Origin of the sequence: Candidatus Pelagibacter sp. (genome assembly GCF_052049855.1) — a bacterium.
In the GTDB taxonomy this organism is placed as follows: Bacteria; Pseudomonadota; Alphaproteobacteria; order Pelagibacterales; family Pelagibacteraceae; genus Pelagibacter.
Map to the genome: position 1 here is coordinate 147,038 of NZ_JBNGZE010000001.1, position 16,025 is coordinate 163,062.

Consider the following 16,025-nt stretch of genomic DNA (forward strand, 5'->3'; position numbering starts at 1 on the left):
AATTTAAGTTTGAAATTAAATGATACTATAATTTTATGACAAAGCTAACAACTCATGTTTTAGATGTATATTCTGGTAAACCTGGCAAAGGTATATTAGTTGAGTTATTTCATATTAGTAATTCAGAACGAAAAAAATTAACCTCAACAAAACTTAATGATGACGGTAGAGCCGACTCTCCATTAGCTGAGGGAGATATTTTTGTAAAGGGTAAATATGAATTAGTTTTTTATATTGGTGATTATTTTAAAAATACATCTGCAGCTAGTGATGTTCCATTCTTGGATGATGTTGTTCTCAGATTTGGTATTTCAGATCCTTCAAAACATTATCATGTCCCTTTACTTGTTTCACCTTGGAGTTATTCTACTTATAGAGGTAGTTAAGTGATATCTAGCTCTGTAAAATTTTTATTAAATGATAAGCTTATAGTAATCAATAATCCTGATCCAAATCAAACTTTACTTAATTATATTAGAACCGAATTAAAAAAGACTGGAACCAAAGAAGGATGTTCAGAGGGTGGTTGTGGTGCGTGTACAATTGTTTTAGGCGAATTAGTGGATAATAAGATTATATACAAAGCAATTAATTCCTGTATTTCATTTGTCCCATCATTAAATGGTAAACAACTTTTAATTGTAGAAGATTTAGTTTCTAAAGATGGTAAACTTCATCCTGTGCAAGATGCGATGGTAAAATTCCATGGCTCACAATGCGGTTTCTGCACCCCAGGATTCGTCATGTCTTTGTTTTCAATGTTTAAAAATAACAAAAATTTAAATAATGAATTAATAACAGATTCTATATCAGGTAATTTATGTCGTTGCACTGGTTATAGACCCATAATAGATGCTGCAAAAAGTTTAAATAAAAAAAACAAAAATGATCAATTTAGTAAAAATAATAATAAAGTTATTCAATTATTAAAAAAAATTAAACCAAAAAATATTTATATTAAAAAAGATGATAAAATTTATTTTTCACCAAAAAATGTAAAGGATTTAAAAAATATAATTAAAAAATATTCCAATTTTAGTTTTCTTGCAGGTGGAACTGACTTATCTTTAAAAGTTACAAAAGAAAGAAAAGAAATTCCATTTATAATTGATTTAAAAGAAATAAAAGAATTAGACTTTATAAAAGTAAATAAAAATTACTTGGAGGTTGGAGCCTCCACGCCTCTAATAAAATTTGAAAAAGAAATTAAAAAACATTATCCAGATTTTTATTTAGTTCTTAAAAGATATGGTTCTGTTCAAATTCGAAATGTAGGAACTATAGGCGGTAACATTGCAACAGCATCTCCTATAGGTGATACATTACCAATTTTGTTATCTTTAAATGCAGAAATTTTGATCGAAAGCTTCGATAAAAGAAAAGTTATTCCTATAAATAATTTTTTCCTTGATTACAGAAAAACTAAATTAAAAAAGAATGAATTTATTCACTCAATAAAAATACCATTATTTAAAAAAAACATTTTTAAAGCATTTAAAATATCAAAAAGATTTGATGATGACATTTCATCTGTTTGTGGATCTTTTAATTTTGAAATTGATAAAAATAAAATTAAAGAGGTTTTTATTGCTTTTGGAGGTATGGCAGCTGTACCAAAAAGAGCTAGGGCCTGTGAGAAAGTTCTTAAAAATAAACCTCTTAATTTGAGTACTTTTAATCAAGCCAAAAATTATCTTGATAAAGACTTAAGTCCTATAGGGGATATGAGAGCAAGTAAGGAATATAGACTAGAGATAGCAAAAAATTTATTGATGAAATGTTTTGTAGAAATGGATTCTAATAAGCTAACAAGAGTTAATTAAATGAGTAAAGAGAACTATATTAATGATGTAAGACCACATGACAGTGCTTATAAGCATGTAAGTGGATATGCTGAATACACCGACGACATTAATGAACCAAAAAATACAATTTATGGTGCTATTGGTTTAAGCAAAAAAGCGCATGCAATAATCAAAAAAATAGACCTAAGTGATGTAAAAAAAAGTGAAGGGGTGATATCAGTAGTTACTAAAAGTGATATCCCGGGAAGGAACGATGTAGGTCCAGTTTTTGATGGTGATCCAATATTTCCAGATAAAAAAGTTGAGTTTTTTGGACAACCATTATTTGCTGTTGCTGCTACAACTACTGAACTTGCAAGAAAAGCAGTATTAAAGGCCAAAATAACTTACAAAGATTTAAAACCAGTTATCACAATAAAAGATGCTTTAAATAAAAAACAGTTTTTGTTTAAGCCTAGAAAAATTAAAAAAGGGAACCCTTCTAAGAAAATAGAAAATTCAAAAAATAATTTGAAAGGAAATTTTACAACTGGAAGTCAAGAACACTTTTATTTAGAGGGCCAGGCAGCGTTTGTAATACCTAAAGAAGATGATAATTTTTTAGTTTACAGCTCAACACAACATCCTTCAGAGACGCAACAATTAATTGCAAAAATGTTTAATCAAAAAAGTAATTCAATAAATGTCGAAGTAAGAAGAATTGGAGGTGGATTTGGAGGGAAAGAGACAAATTTCATGACTGCATGTATTTGTGCGTTATTGGCAAAAAAAACGGGTCAGCCTGTAAAATTAAGACTAGATAGAGACGATGATATAATTTTGACTGGTAAAAGGCATGAATTTTTATCTGAATACGAAGTTGGTTTTAATGATGAAGGAATTATTGAAGGATTAAAAATTAACTTATCATCAAATTGCGGAATGTCGCCTGATTTATCGGCAGCAATAAATGAAAGAGCTTTGCTTCATATAGACAATGCATATTACATATCTGATATTGAGGTAACAAATAATTTATGTAGGACAAATATTCCAACCTCAACTGCATTTAGAGGCTTTGGTGGAAATCAAGGAATGATGGCTATAGAAAATGTTATAGATAATATTTCAAGATATTTAAAAATAGATCCTATTGAAGTTCGAAAGAAAAATTTTTATCAAAAAAATAAAAAAAATGTAACACACTACGGAATGACTATTGAAGACAATGTGATTAATGAAATATTTATAAGTTTAGAAAATAAATCTAATTATAAGAAAAGATATTTAGATATAAAAAAATTCAATGAAAAAAATAAATTTAAAAAGAAGGGTATAGCTATTACACCATTAAAATTTGGGATTTCGTTTACAACAATTCATTTAAATCAAGCTGGTGCTTTAGTACATATTTATACAGATGGAAGTGTGTATTTGAACCATGGTGGTATAGAAATGGGTCAAGGAACTCATACAAAAATAGCTCAACTAGTGGCTAATTCTCTAGGATTACCATATAATTTAGTACACATTTCATCAACAAATACAGCAAAAGTTCCAAATACTTCAGCTAGTGCTGCATCTTCAACCACAGACCTTAATGGTGCTGCAGCATTAAATGCAGTAGCAAAAATTAAATTAAATTTAGAAAAATTTATTAAAAAAAAATATAAGATCTACAATCAAGAAGCAATTTATAAAGATCAATATATAATATTTGGAAATAGACAGTTTGAATTTAAAAGCATTATTCAAGAAGCATATCTAAATAGAGTTTCTCTTTCATCTTCAGGTTTTTATTCAACACCAAAAATAAACTTTGATAAAAAAAAATTCAGAGGAAGACCATTTTATTACTTTTGTTATGGTGCCGCTGTTTCAGAAGTAACTATAGATACATTGACTGGTGAAAATATCCTAGAAAGAGTTGATATTTTGCATGATGCAGGAAAACCAATAAACCCATCACTTGAATTAGGTCAGATCGAAGGTGGTTTTGTTCAAGGACAAGGTTGGTTGACAATTGAAGAACTTAATTGGAAATCAAATGGCCAGATTACAACTTTCTCTCCATCAACCTATAAAATACCTGCTGTAAGTGATATTCCAAAAAAATTTAACGTAGAAATTTTTAAAGAGGGAATAAATAAAGAAAAAGTTGTTAATAAAGCAAAGACAACCGGTGAACCCCCTCTAATGTTGGCTATGAGCGTTTTTTATGCAATTAAAGATGCAGTTGCTTCAGTTGGAGACTATCAGTTTGCACCAGCACTTAATGCACCTGCAACACCTGAAAGAATTTTAATGAGTATTAACAAAATTAAAAATAAAATAAAAAATGGAAGATAAAAAAAAATTTATGGCAAAAGCCATTGAACTTTCAATAAAAAGTGCCAGTACAACAGGGGGTCCTTTTGGAAGTATTATAATTAAGGATAAAAAAATAATTGCAGAGGGCTCTAATAAAGTTACTTCTACAAATGATCCAACTGCTCATGGAGAAATAGTAGCAATTCGAGAAGCCTGTAAAAATTTAAATACTTTTGATCTTTCAGGATGTGAAATTTTTACATCTTGTGAACCTTGTCCGATGTGTCTTTCAGCTATTTATTGGTCAAGATTAGATAAAATATATTACGCAAACACTAGAGAAGATGCAAAAAACATAGATTTTGATGACTCATTTATTTATACAGAAATTCCAAAAAAGATTGATGATAGGAAAATTAAAATGGTACAAATGCTTAGAGAAGAAGCTTTAAAAGCATTTGAAATTTGGGATAAAAAAGTAGATAAAATAAAATACTGATGGAATTCTTACCTTATACAATTAAATGGTTAGAGGTTATTCTAAGATGGGGTCATGTAGTATTTGCAATATTATGGGTAGGTAACAGTTTTTTATTTAATTACTTAGACAATAATTTAAATAAAAATATAACAAGCGATGATGTCGATGGAGAAGGATATCTGATGCATTCAGGATTTTTTTATAAACTTACAAGATTAAAAACCTCACCACCACAAGATTATTTAAATAGATTAGTAATATTTAAATGGCAAAGTTACCTAACTTTTGTAACAGGAATGTTGCTCTTAGTTGTAATTTATTATTATAACGCTAGTGTATTAATGGTTGATAAACGTGTCCTGTTGATGCCTCCTAGTTACGCTATTATTATCTCACTTTTATCATTAATTATTTTTTGGTTAATATATGATCTATTGTGTAAATCAAAATTGATTGAAAATAATGTATTGTTTATATCTACCGCAATTATTTTATTAGCAGCTGTTTCCTTTGGTTTAACAAAATTGTTTGGACCAAAATTTGCAATTTTGAGTGTTGGATTAATTATAGGAACCAATATGTTTGGTAATGTTTTTACAGTAATTATACCCAATCAAATGAACATTATCAGCAGTAGTGAAAGAGGTGAAAAATTTGATATGAGTCTATCTTTAGCAGCAAAACAGAGATCAATTCATAATAATTATTCCACTTTTTTAGTATTGTTTATAATGCTTTCTGGGCACTCAAGTTTCTTAGTTTATCATCAATATAATTGGTTAATATTATGTGCATTAGCAATCATTACTGGAGTAGCACGACATTATTTTAATTTAAGAGGAAGAAACATTCATAGGTTGTATATTTTAGTATCTTCAATATTTGCACTTATCGTTCTTGCAGTTTTAGTTTTATTATTTAAATAAATAGATATTAAAAATTATGACAGAAAAAATGATTGTTAGTTGGGACGAGTACAACAAGACTGTTGAAAAGCTAGCAATTCAAATTGATGAAAGTGGATATAAACCAACAATACTCATTGGCATAATGCGTGGAGCAGCTCCAATGATAGATGTATTAAGTAGAATATTTAAATTAAAATGTGCCTATCTTGCAGTTGAATCTTATAGTGGTAAAGGAGTAGAAGACGAGCAGGGTGATATTGTTTTTTCAAGAGAAATGAGTTCTATAGCACCTAATATGGGTGGTAAAATACTTTTATGCGATGATTTATCTGATACCGGAATAACTTTCAATAAAAGTATAGACTGGTTAAAAAAATATGAACCGATAAAAGATAAAATAGAAGATATTAAAACTGCTACGTTGTTTAAAAAAAAAAAATCAACATTTGAGCCAGATTTTTGTGCAAAAAAACTTACTGGTAATCCTTGGATCGTGCAGCCCTTCGAAATTTATGAAGAATTAAGAATTGATGAAATAAAAAAAAAACATCAAGTATAAAAAAGGCCAGTTAAAAAAACCGGCCTTTTAAATTTTTATAAGTTTAAAAGTTTACTTAGGTATATCTCCTTCAACACCTTTAACATAAGTCATCATACCTGCTAGCATACCATCATCTGCAGTTTTCCCTTCTGCAACCATTAAATTCCCTTTTTGGTCATAAATTGGTCCAGTGAAAGAATGAACTTTACCAGATGCTAAATCTGCTTGAAGTTTTTTAACTTTTGCTTGAAGGTCACTAGGCATTTGAGAGTCTAAACTTGAAATTACCACCATACCGTCTCCTATACCGTGCCAAGTGTCTTTTTGATTCCATGTACCATTTGCAACAGCTTTAACTCTATCGACATAATATGGTCCCCAGTTATTTTCTACTGAAGTCAACACAGCCTTTGGTGCAAACTTATCCATATCACTTGCTTGTCCAAAAGCATATACTCCTGCTTTTTCAGCCATTTGAACAATAGCTGTACTATCTGTATGTTGAGCAATTACATCAGCACCTTGATCAATTAAAGCTTTTGCTGCTTCTGCTTCTTTGCCTGGATCGTACCAAGTGAAAGCCCAAACAATTTTAGTTTTGATATTTGGGTTAACTTTTTGCGCTGCTAAAGTAAATGAATTGATACCTCTTATTACTTCAGGTATTGGAAAAGATGCAACATAACCAATTACATTAGATTTAGTCATAGTTCCAGCAATTGTTCCCAAGATAGTTCTGCCTTCATAGAATCTAGCTGCGTAAGTAGCAACATTTGGATGCTCTCTTTTATATCCAGTAGCATGTTCAAATTTTACATTTGGAAACTCTTTTGCGACTTTGTTAGTAGGATTCATGTATCCAAAGCTAGTTGTAAAGATTATGTCATGACCAGAATTAGCTAATTGTCTAAGAACTCTTTCAGCATCAGCACTTTCTGGAACACCTTCCACGTATGTTGTTTTAAATCCGGCAGCTTCAACAGCTTTTCTACCTACATCATGCTGATAAGTCCATCCATGGTCACCAGTTGGACCAATATAAACAAATGCTGCTTTCACATCTTTTGCAATTGCAGCCACAGTTAATGTAAATAATAAAACTAAAGAAGAGACGAAAGAACGAATTAAAAATTTATGCATAAATTATTTCCCCTTTTGATTTTTTTATTAATTAAATTTAAATTAAATTATCTAAAAAAAAATGATTATTTTAAAATTAATTGTCTTTATGAAAAGATTTCCCCAAGGAACTAGGAGTACTAAGTCTTATTTTTCTACTGTCACGAGAAATTACAACTAAAACTATAATTGTTACTATGTAAGGTAGAGCTGTTAAAAATTGAACAGGAATTCTTACTCCGATTGCTTGCATATGAAATTGAATAATGGTCAATCCACCAAAAATCATCGCACCGATTAAAATTTTAATGGGGTTCCACGTTGAGAAAACCACTAAAGCAAGTGCAATCCAGCCCCTACCACCCGTCATATTTTCAATCCACTGTGGAGTATAAATCATTGACAAGTAAGCACCTGCTAGTCCACACATTGCGCCTCCATAAAGTATACAAGCGTAACGAACTAACCTCACATTTATTCCTTGATTAGAGGCAGATACGGGAGAGTCTCCCACAGCTCTAACAATCAATCCTATTTTGGTTTTTTTTAAAAAGTAGCTAGTTATGAACGGTAGGGCAAAAGCAAAATAAAAAACTATTGAATGACCAAATAATATTGGACTTAAAAGTGGTATGGTATCTTTTAAACTGTCAAACATAATAGGAAATTCTTTTCCAGGAATACCCACAAAGTTTTTTCCAATCATTGCAGAAATTCCTATTCCAAAAATAGTGAGAGCTAATCCAGTAGCGACATGATTTGTAATTAATGTTTGGGTAAGAAATGCAAAAATTGTTGAAATTAAAACTCCAGCTAACATTGCACCAAAAACTGCTATAATTAAACTTCCAGTAACCGTCATTAGCGCAAAGCCCGAAATAGCTCCAATGATCATCATTCCTTCAACACCAAGATTTAGAACTCCCGATCTCTCTGTAATTAGTTCACCACAAGACGCCAAAATTAATGGAACTGCAGAAGCCATTATTGATGCAATTATTAGTCCTACAAAATTTATATCTACGATCATTTTTTTGAACCTATAAATTTAAATTTGAAAAAGAGTAAATAGTCCGAAGCAAGAAGAAAAAACAAAATCATCCCTTGAAAAACCTGACCTGTATATTTAGGTATTTGCATAAATATTTGTGCTGTTTCAGCACCTAGATATGTAATTGCAACAACTAGAGATGCAAAAATTATTCCCACAGGATGTAAACGACCTAAAAATGCTACAATAATTGCAGTAAATCCATAATCTGGAGATACTTCCCTATGAAGCTGTCCAATAGGTCCAGTTATTTCTCCTACTCCTGCAAGACCCGCACAGGCTCCACTTATTAAAAAAACCAGGATAATCATTTTTTTACCTTTGTAGCCGGCATATTTTGCTGTCTTTAAACTAAAACCCGAAACTTTCATTTGGAAACCCAAATAAGTTTTATAAAAAACAAACCAACTAATAACTACTGCAGCTAATGCTAAAAATATTCCTGCGTGAATTCTAAGTCCTTCAAACAATAAAGGAAGTCTTGCAGACTCGCTGAACTGTCTAGTTTCAGGAAAATTAAATCCCTCTGGATTACTCCAAGGACCTACAACAAGATAATCTAAAATTAATTTTGAAACATACACCAACATAAGACTTACTAATATTTCATTTGTATTGAAGTATGTTTTTAATATTGCAGGTATTGACGCATATATTATACCACCGATTGCACCAGCTAATATTACTATTGGTAGAATATAGAAACCTTCTTGATCATAAAATAACAAAGCAACTCCACCAGAAACTATAGCCCCAAAAGTTAATTGACCTTCTGCTCCAATATTCCAATTATTACTTTTAAAACAAAAAGATAAACCAATTGCTATTAAACAAAGTGGTGTAGCTTTTAATAGTAATTCGCTGAAACCATACTTATCTGCAATTGGAACTATGAAAAAAAATTTAAGAGCTTCAAATGGTTTAAAACCTAAAATAAAAAATATTAGACCTCCCGCTACTAATGTGAGAAAAATAGCTAGGACTGGTGTAAAGAAAAATATAGTTTTTGATGGCTGATCTCTTTTTACAATTTTAATCAATTTCCTCCCCCCATAAGTATCCCAAGTTTCTCAGAGGTAACCTCTTCAGCATTCATTATTTTTGATAATTTTCCTTTATGAATCACTGAAATTTTATCACTTAATTTTAGTAACTCATCTGTGTCTGTTGATATTAATATTATGGATTTATCTTGTTCATTTATATTGATTAATGTTTCATGGATATAATTAATGGCGCCAACATCTAGACCCCATGTAGGATTAAAACAAATTAACAAATCTGGGGATGTTATTAATTCTCTTCCAATAATTAATTTCTGTAAATTTCCTCCAGATAAGAATTGGCTTTTTAAATCTATGTTATCAGTATTTACATTAAAGTCTGAAATTATTTTTTTCGAATGCTCTTTAATTTTGCTTTCATTTATCAATCCATTATTAAAAAAATTTGAGGATTTAAAGTTGTTTAGAGCTACGTTTTCAAAAATTGCCATCTGTGGAATAGCAGCCTGTTCAAGTCTATCCTCTGGAGAGAAGGCCATTAAATATTCTCTTCTCTCTTGAGGATTTAAGTCTCCAATATAATTTTTATTAAACTCTATAGAATTCTTATCAGATATAATTTCACCACTTAATACCTGAAATAATTCGCTTTGACCATTTCCTGATATTCCAGCAATTCCCAAACATTCACCTCGATTAACAGAAAAATTAATACCACTTAAATTTGTTTCAAAAGGATCCTCGCTTATAAAATTAAGATTTGTAATCTTTATTAGTTGTTCCGAAGAAGTTTTTTCTTTTGTTTTCTTTATAGTTTTTAAATTTTGACCTACCATTTTGTTAGCGAGTGACTCTATATTTTCATTCTTGATTTGGCTTACAGAAACTAACTTTCCTCTTCTCATAACAGCAACTTCATCACAAAGCTGCATAACTTCCTTTAATTTATGGGTTATATAAATAATTAAAATTCCTTCTTCAGAAAACTGTTTCAAAGATAAGAACAATTCACTTGTTTCTTGTTCTGTTAATACAGATGTGGGTTCATCCATAATTAAAACTTTTGGGTTCCTTATTAGACATCTTATGATTTCTACTTTCTGTTTTTGACCTGCTGATAAATTTAGAACAGGAATATCAAGATCAATTGAAAAATTGTATTTTTTCATAATTGCATCTATTTTTTCTCTTAAACCTTCTCTTTTTTCATCTGAGTCTATTATTAAGTTTTCAAATACAGACAAAGTTTCGAAAAGGTTAAAATGCTGAAATACCATTCCAATATCATTTTTTTTTGCATCTAATGGGGAATTAAGCTTTAAATTATTTTCGTTTAAATAAATTTCTCCTTCGTCAGGAATGATGACTCCTGATAGAATTTTAACTAATGTAGATTTTCCAGCTCCATTTTCTCCAAGAAGAGCATAAATTTTACCACTGTTGAATTCGAGTGAAACTTTGTCGTTTGCAACGCACCCAGGATATATTTTGGTCACATTTGAAATTTTGAGGTTCGTATTCATTGCTTAATTTAATGGTATAGAATTTCCATCCTTATTTTTTTGATATTGATTTGATAAAATTAGATATTTTTTTTTGATTTCATCTAATTGATTTAAGATTATTTCTTTTTTTGAAGTTGATAAATTTTCAATAAGTAAGTTTATATTTTGACTTTTCCAATAGTAGTTTTCTTTATTATAGTCTCCATCATTAATCTTAAAAACTTCTTTAAGTATATTTAGATCGTGAGGGATATTAAATTCATTATTGGTATCAGCGTATGGAAACAGATAATAAAAATTATCAAATCCAGCAAAAGTGATTGCACTTAAGCACATACTACATGGTTCATGAGAGCTTAAAAACATACAGTCTTTTTCATCAGGTCTTTTGTTTCTATCCATTTCGTAAAATTTTTTAAGTGCATGCATCTCTCCATGCCACAATGGATTTTCTATTTCATTATTTGTTTCTGCAAGTACAAGTGATAAATCATTTTTTTTAATTATAGCAGCCCCAAATATTTTACTACCTTTAGCAACACCTTTTACTGTAAGAGGTAAAACTTCTTTTAAAAATATATTTAATATCTTTTCTAAGCCTTTTTCATTCATATGCTTGAACTATCAAATAAAGAACACAATTGTTACTATAATTAAGTCTAAAGTAATAAGAAATAAATTAATTATACAACTTAAAAGTTAATAATTTATTAAACAAAAAAATGTTAGTTTGAAAATATGTTAAAATTTAAATCAGTATTAAGTCTTTTAATCCTCATAGTTTTTTTTTCAGGGTGCCAAACTGTAAAAGATAAAACAGATGCTATAGTTGAAAAGGAAAATGAAAAATTAAGTAAATTTCTTGGAAAATCAGCTAGCGAACTTCAGATGGAGCTTGGAAAACCAGACGAAGACTTTAAAAATGCCAAAGGAAATTTTGAGCTAGTTTATAATAGTAAAAAATACCTCGTTCCTTGCGAACGAAGGTTTGAGATAAATTCAAAGAACATAGTTGTTGGTTTTGTATCCAACGGGTGTTTCTAAAATTTGTTGTTTAAACAAATCTGCTCATTATAGGTTTTTTAGTAATACAAAACAATCTTGTATAAATTAATCATTTTTAGGATTTATTCATACTTGTGGGGAGAAGTCCCCACAAGCAAGGTTTAAGACTTATTTAATCTCGATAAGCTTCTTTTTTTTGTGCTCTGGAATTATTCTTTCACAAGATATTGTTAAAAGACCATCTTTAAGTTCAGCTCCATTAACTTTTACATCGTCAGCAATAGTGAATGATCTTGCAAATTGTCTTTGAGAAATACCTTTATGAATAATTTCTCCATTAACATCACTGTCCTCAGACTTATTAATTTGTTTTGTTCTTACAGTTAATAAATTGTCCTCGAACTCAACCTCAACATCTTTTTTGCTAAAGCCAGCCAATGCTACTTCAATTGCATAGTTGTCTTTGCCTGTCTTTCGGATGTTGTAGGGTGGATAATTTGACTGCATTGTCAAATTCCCATTTCCTAACATATTTTCAAATTGGTCGAACATATCATCAAAACCAATTGAAAAAGGTCTTAGTGAGTTAAATATAGATAGATCCTTACTTGTCATAATATCCTCCTTTGTTAAGCAAGTTTATTTTTGCAAGCCCCATTAGGCGACTTACTAAACATATATGGTAATTAATTTGTTTTTTTCAAGATTTAAAATGTACTAAATTTTTTTAGAAATCTTTAATGCAAATGCATAGTCAATAGCAATTTCTTCTATTGCCCCATCCCTTCCAGATTTTCCACCATGACCAGCATTCATTTCGGTTTTTAAAAGAAGTAAATTATTATCTGTTTTATAGTCTCTGAGTTTTGCTGCAAATTTTGCAGGTTCGTCAAATAAAACTCTATTATCACTTAAACTTGTTGTAATAAAAATATGTGGATAATCCATTTTTTTAATATTGTTGTAGGGCGCATATGAAAAAATATAATCAAAGTGTTCTTTATTTTCTTTTGCATTTCCAAATTCATCAAATTCTCCAACAGTTAAAGGTAAAGAATGATCAAGATTTGTTGTTAAAGAGTCCACAAAAGGAACAGCCATTATAATTCCTAAAAATAATTCAGGAGATTGATTGACTACAGCTCCCATTAATAATCCTCCAGCTGATCCACCCATTCCAATAATATTTCCTTTTGACGTATAATTTTTTTCGATCAAATATTTTGCTGCGTATATATAATCTTCAAAAGTATTTTTTTTGTTTGTTAATTTTCCTTCTTTCCACCATTTCATACCTTTTTCCATACCACCCCTGATATGAGCTGTAGCCCAAATTATATCTCTATTGATAAGACTTAATCTTGTGGAAGAAAAACTTGGGGACATAGAATTTCCATAAGACCCATATCCATACAATAAAACATTTGCAGACCCATCAATTTTTGTTTTTTTGTGTCTAGTAATTGTTAATGGAACCATTCTTCCATCATGAGATTTAAACTCAACTCTCTCAACAATATAGTCATCTTTGTTATGACCAGATGGGATCTCTTGTTCTTTAACAAGTTCTTTAGATTTTGTTGCTAAATTATATTTAAATACTCTAGAAGGAGTTTTAGGTGATGAGTATCCTAAATGAACTTCATCAGTATTTCTATCTTTTTGAGTTAAGCTTACTCCAGGAACATAAACAGATTCATCAGAAAAAATTAATTCTTCTTCTATATTTGTAGAAATATTTTTGATAAATAACTTATCTAGTGCATCTGATGTTTCACCACGAATAATCCAATTTTTAAGGAATGTTAATCCACCAATTAAAACTTCATCTTTTGCTGAAATATATGTTTTCCAATTTTGATTTTCTAAATTTTCACAAATATCAATTTTAAAGTCTTCAGCATTTTTATTTGTATGATTATAAAATTTACCATCCCATGAATTAACAGAATAGAGAACACCTCTTTCTCTTTTAATAATAAGTTTTGGAGATGGATTTAATTCATTTGATTTAAAGTAATATTGCTCTGAAGTATTATGGTCTGAGGTATTTATAAAGAAATATTTTTCATCTGAGCTTTTTCCAATTCCTACTGTAAAAGCCTCACTTTTCTCCTCAAATATTAATTCATCTTTGCCCTCGAAATCACCTATTCTGTGCCTGTATATTGTTCTTGCTCTATGATTTTCATCAAGTTTAGAATAAAAAATATATTTATCATCCAAACTAAATGTTATTCCCCCGGATGTCTCTGTAATTTCTTTTGAAATAATTTTGTTTGTTTTTATATCTCTTAAATAAATTGTATAATATTCAGATCCTTTAAGATCTAAAGAGTATCCTAGATATTTATCATTGTTACTTACTTCTAAATCTCCAACCCCAAAATATTCAGTTTTAAGTTTTTCTTTTTCTTTATCTCCATTCCATATTTCCTCAATATTTTCTGAACCAATTTTTTTTCTAAGTTTTATGGAATAATTTCCTTTTTTTGTAGTTTTTGTCCAATACTCATAGGTATGATCTTTATAGGGCAAAGATTCGTCATCTAATTTAATTCTTCCTTTAATTTCATCAAATAATTTTTTCTGGATATCTTTTGTGTCTTTAAGATGATGTTCTGTATAAGCATTTTCATCTTCTAAATATTGTTTGACTTCAGGATCTAATTTATTTTTATCTTTGAGAACTTCTAAAATATTATCTTGATGAATCCAGCTATAATTGTCTTCCCAATCAATATTGTGACAAGTTTTTATCTCTAGTTTTTTTTTAAGTTGTGGTACTTTCATTTAAGTAGGAAATATATGAATATTATTATTTATCTAGTTGTAATATTAGTCATTTTATATTTTTTATTGAGGTGGTGGTCAAATATTTCTCCAAAAAAAATGTCTAAAGGAGTGAGGCTGGTAACAATTTTATTATTGGCCTTATTAGCTGTTTTATTTGCTATTGGGGGAAAATTTTTACTTACATTGCCATTAACTCTTGCAAGTCTAGCTTTGGTTAAACTTAAAGGTTTGTCGCTGATCCAATTACTCTCTCTTTATAGACTTATTCAAACTTTAAGAAATTCTGGAAGATTTTCTTTTAATCAGCATCAAAATAATAACTCTTCTACATTATCAATATCTGAAGCATATAAGATTTTAAATTTAGATATTAATAAAAAACCAACTAAAGAGATAGTGAATAAAGCTTACCAAAAAATCCAAAAAAAAATTCATCCTGATATTTCTCCAGAGACCTCAAGATTATCAGCCATTGTTAATGAAGCCAAAGAAATAGTTCTTAAAGATATTTCTTAATTAATTATTGATATTAGTTTTTCATAAATTTTATCTGAATTAATTTTATCTTTACCGAGTGTATTGTGAGAAACTGTTTTTTCTCCATCAGGAATTATTGGATACATATTTGTGCTGTATGAACCATAAATTAATGGTGTATCAGCCATTAATGTAATTGTTTTGACTCCTAAAGCTGAGGATAAATGTGAGAAACTTGTATCATTGCAGATTGCAACATTACAATTTTTAATAATTGGCAGCGTTTCTCTTATATTAAGATTATCTAAGGTAACGCATTTTTCTTTAAATTTTGAATTATATAATTCTGTTAAAATCTTTTGTTCATCATCATTTTTGCCTGTTGCTAAAAAAAATCTACATTTTTTAAAAGTTTCTAATTTTTCCATTACTTTTAAAAAAGTTTTTGAGGGTATTCTTTTAGTTGGACCTGAACCGCCAATACCTAACAAAACATTCAGTTCATCATTATTTATATTATATTTAAGAAGTGATTTTTGAACTAGATCATTATCAATTTGAATTTCTGGATTATCATTAATTTCAATATCTAAATATTTTTTAATAATAGCTTTAGCCGGCTTTGTAATGTGTTGATTTTGTTTTTCAAACAATGGGTATTGAAATATTTCTTTAATACCCGCCAATCTAGAAATTAAGTTATATCTTAAAGAAGAATTAAATATAAAAACTTTATTGAAATTATATTTTTTTATATCACTTGCTAATCTGAAAAATCCTTTTAAACCATCATGCTTTTGATTTATTTTGTTGTCTCTTTCCAAGTGAATTATTTCATCAATATAATTTGTATAACTTAAAAATTCATTAGCTCTCGAACTTTGTTTTACAAGTAAACTTACGGGCACATGAAATTTTTTTGAAATAGCTTTAATAAAAGGCAGGAAAATCACCGTATCACCTATACCCATCTTGCTTTGAATAGCTAATATTTTCATGTTTAATTTATAAACTTTACTAATTAATATTTTTATATAAATTTTT

General features: G+C 29.2%; 16 protein-coding genes. 8 read left to right on the top strand and 8 right to left on the bottom strand.

Annotation, left to right across the window (positions count from 1 at the left end):
• Positions 1-35 precede the first annotated feature (35 nt).
• Genes uraH through ACTT9X_RS00815 form a run of 6 tightly spaced genes read left to right on the top strand, consistent with a single transcriptional unit; the run spans position 36 to position 6,042 of the window.
• Positions 36-386: a hydroxyisourate hydrolase gene (gene uraH, locus ACTT9X_RS00790; RefSeq protein WP_440933801.1), complete on the top strand. Its 351-nt coding sequence runs from the start codon at positions 36-38 to the stop codon at positions 384-386.
• Positions 387-1,823 carry a xanthine dehydrogenase small subunit gene (xdhA, locus tag ACTT9X_RS00795; RefSeq protein WP_440933802.1) on the top strand — a complete coding sequence of 479 codons (1,437 nt, stop codon included), beginning with the start codon at positions 387-389 and terminating at the stop codon, positions 1,821-1,823.
• Complete coding sequence (gene xdhB / locus ACTT9X_RS00800) at positions 1,824-4,133, top strand: xanthine dehydrogenase molybdopterin binding subunit (protein ID WP_440933803.1); 2,310 nt, start codon at positions 1,824-1,826, stop codon at positions 4,131-4,133.
• Positions 4,123-4,593, top strand: a complete 471-nt coding sequence (locus ACTT9X_RS00805) for a nucleoside deaminase (RefSeq protein WP_440933804.1) — start codon at positions 4,123-4,125, stop codon at positions 4,591-4,593. Before xdhB ends, ACTT9X_RS00805 begins: the two co-directional genes overlap by 11 nt.
• Positions 4,593-5,501, top strand: a complete 909-nt coding sequence (locus ACTT9X_RS00810) for a urate hydroxylase PuuD (protein ID WP_440933805.1) — start codon at positions 4,593-4,595, stop codon at positions 5,499-5,501. The genes ACTT9X_RS00805 and ACTT9X_RS00810 overlap by 1 nt, the downstream gene beginning before the upstream one ends.
• Before the next feature lie 16 nt (positions 5,502-5,517).
• Complete coding sequence (locus ACTT9X_RS00815) at positions 5,518-6,042, top strand: phosphoribosyltransferase (protein ID WP_440933806.1); 525 nt, start codon at positions 5,518-5,520, stop codon at positions 6,040-6,042.
• Positions 6,043-6,093: 51 nt separating this feature from the next.
• Here the strand turns inward: ACTT9X_RS00815 and ACTT9X_RS00820 are convergent, their stop codons facing one another.
• From ACTT9X_RS00820 to ACTT9X_RS00840, 5 genes are all read right to left on the bottom strand, one after another.
• The gene (locus ACTT9X_RS00820; protein WP_440933807.1) at positions 6,094-7,164 is read right to left on the bottom strand and encodes a BMP family ABC transporter substrate-binding protein; all 1,071 of its coding nucleotides are present in this window, start codon (positions 7,162-7,164) and stop codon (positions 6,094-6,096) included.
• 76 nt (positions 7,165-7,240) lie between these two features.
• A complete protein-coding gene (locus ACTT9X_RS00825) occupies positions 7,241-8,161 on the bottom strand; it encodes an ABC transporter permease (RefSeq protein ID WP_440934025.1) in 921 nt (306 codons plus the stop codon).
• 8 nt (positions 8,162-8,169) lie between these two features.
• Positions 8,170-9,234, bottom strand: coding sequence for an ABC transporter permease (locus ACTT9X_RS00830; RefSeq protein ID WP_440933808.1), 1,065 nt, complete (start codon positions 9,232-9,234; stop codon positions 8,170-8,172).
• Positions 9,231-10,694, bottom strand: coding sequence for an ABC transporter ATP-binding protein (locus ACTT9X_RS00835; RefSeq protein WP_440933809.1), 1,464 nt, complete (start codon positions 10,692-10,694; stop codon positions 9,231-9,233). Before ACTT9X_RS00835 ends, ACTT9X_RS00830 begins: the two co-directional genes overlap by 4 nt.
• A gap of 30 nt (positions 10,695-10,724) precedes the next feature.
• Positions 10,725-11,315 (bottom strand): deaminase, encoded by a 591-nt coding sequence (locus ACTT9X_RS00840; protein ID WP_440933810.1) that lies wholly within the window; start codon positions 11,313-11,315, stop codon positions 10,725-10,727.
• A 126-nt stretch (positions 11,316-11,441) separates the two neighbouring features.
• Between ACTT9X_RS00840 and ACTT9X_RS00845 the strand changes: the two genes are divergently transcribed.
• Complete coding sequence (locus tag ACTT9X_RS00845) at positions 11,442-11,747, top strand: hypothetical protein (RefSeq protein WP_440933811.1); 306 nt, start codon at positions 11,442-11,444, stop codon at positions 11,745-11,747.
• A gap of 129 nt (positions 11,748-11,876) precedes the next feature.
• Here ACTT9X_RS00845 and ACTT9X_RS00850 read toward each other — a convergent pair whose 3' ends face one another.
• Together ACTT9X_RS00850 and ACTT9X_RS00855 are read right to left on the bottom strand one after the other, a co-directional pair.
• The gene (locus ACTT9X_RS00850; protein ID WP_440933812.1) at positions 11,877-12,323 is read right to left on the bottom strand and encodes an Hsp20 family protein; all 447 of its coding nucleotides are present in this window, start codon (positions 12,321-12,323) and stop codon (positions 11,877-11,879) included.
• A gap of 102 nt (positions 12,324-12,425) precedes the next feature.
• Positions 12,426-14,501: a S9 family peptidase gene (locus ACTT9X_RS00855; protein WP_440933813.1), complete on the bottom strand. Its 2,076-nt coding sequence runs from the start codon at positions 14,499-14,501 to the stop codon at positions 12,426-12,428.
• A gap of 15 nt (positions 14,502-14,516) precedes the next feature.
• Here ACTT9X_RS00855 and ACTT9X_RS00860 point away from each other — a divergent pair, with 15 nt between their 5' ends.
• On the top strand, positions 14,517-15,020 hold the full coding sequence (locus ACTT9X_RS00860) for a J domain-containing protein (RefSeq protein ID WP_440928532.1): 504 nt from the start codon (positions 14,517-14,519) through the stop codon (positions 15,018-15,020).
• Here the strand turns inward: ACTT9X_RS00860 and ACTT9X_RS00865 are convergent.
• Entirely contained in the window at positions 15,017-15,979 is a 963-nt protein-coding gene (locus tag ACTT9X_RS00865) for a glycosyltransferase family 9 protein (protein ID WP_440933814.1), read from the bottom strand. The genes ACTT9X_RS00860 and ACTT9X_RS00865 overlap by 4 nt on opposite strands.
• Positions 15,980-16,025: the final 46 nt, after the last annotated feature.

What these genes read in the sequence shown, in the direction of transcription:
- uraH (WP_440933801.1), top strand. Translation starts at nt 36, where the DNA reads ATGACAAAGCTAACAACTCATGTTTTAGATGTATATTCTGGTAAACCT.
- xdhB (WP_440933803.1), top strand. Translation starts at nt 1,824, where the DNA reads ATGAGTAAAGAGAACTATATTAATGATGTAAGACCACATGACAGTGCT.
- ACTT9X_RS00805 (WP_440933804.1), top strand. Translation starts at nt 4,123, where the DNA reads ATGGAAGATAAAAAAAAATTTATGGCAAAAGCCATTGAACTTTCAATA.
- ACTT9X_RS00810 (WP_440933805.1), top strand. Translation starts at nt 4,593, where the DNA reads ATGGAATTCTTACCTTATACAATTAAATGGTTAGAGGTTATTCTAAGA.
- ACTT9X_RS00815 (WP_440933806.1), top strand. Translation starts at nt 5,518, where the DNA reads ATGACAGAAAAAATGATTGTTAGTTGGGACGAGTACAACAAGACTGTT.
- ACTT9X_RS00820 (WP_440933807.1), bottom strand. Translation starts at nt 7,164, where the DNA reads ATGCATAAATTTTTAATTCGTTCTTTCGTCTCTTCTTTAGTTTTATTA.
- ACTT9X_RS00840 (WP_440933810.1), bottom strand. Translation starts at nt 11,315, where the DNA reads ATGAATGAAAAAGGCTTAGAAAAGATATTAAATATATTTTTAAAAGAA.
- ACTT9X_RS00845 (WP_440933811.1), top strand. Translation starts at nt 11,442, where the DNA reads ATGTTAAAATTTAAATCAGTATTAAGTCTTTTAATCCTCATAGTTTTT.
- ACTT9X_RS00850 (WP_440933812.1), bottom strand. Translation starts at nt 12,323, where the DNA reads ATGACAAGTAAGGATCTATCTATATTTAACTCACTAAGACCTTTTTCA.
- ACTT9X_RS00855 (WP_440933813.1), bottom strand. Translation starts at nt 14,501, where the DNA reads ATGAAAGTACCACAACTTAAAAAAAAACTAGAGATAAAAACTTGTCAC.
- ACTT9X_RS00860 (WP_440928532.1), top strand. Translation starts at nt 14,517, where the DNA reads ATGAATATTATTATTTATCTAGTTGTAATATTAGTCATTTTATATTTT.
- ACTT9X_RS00865 (WP_440933814.1), bottom strand. Translation starts at nt 15,979, where the DNA reads ATGAAAATATTAGCTATTCAAAGCAAGATGGGTATAGGTGATACGGTG.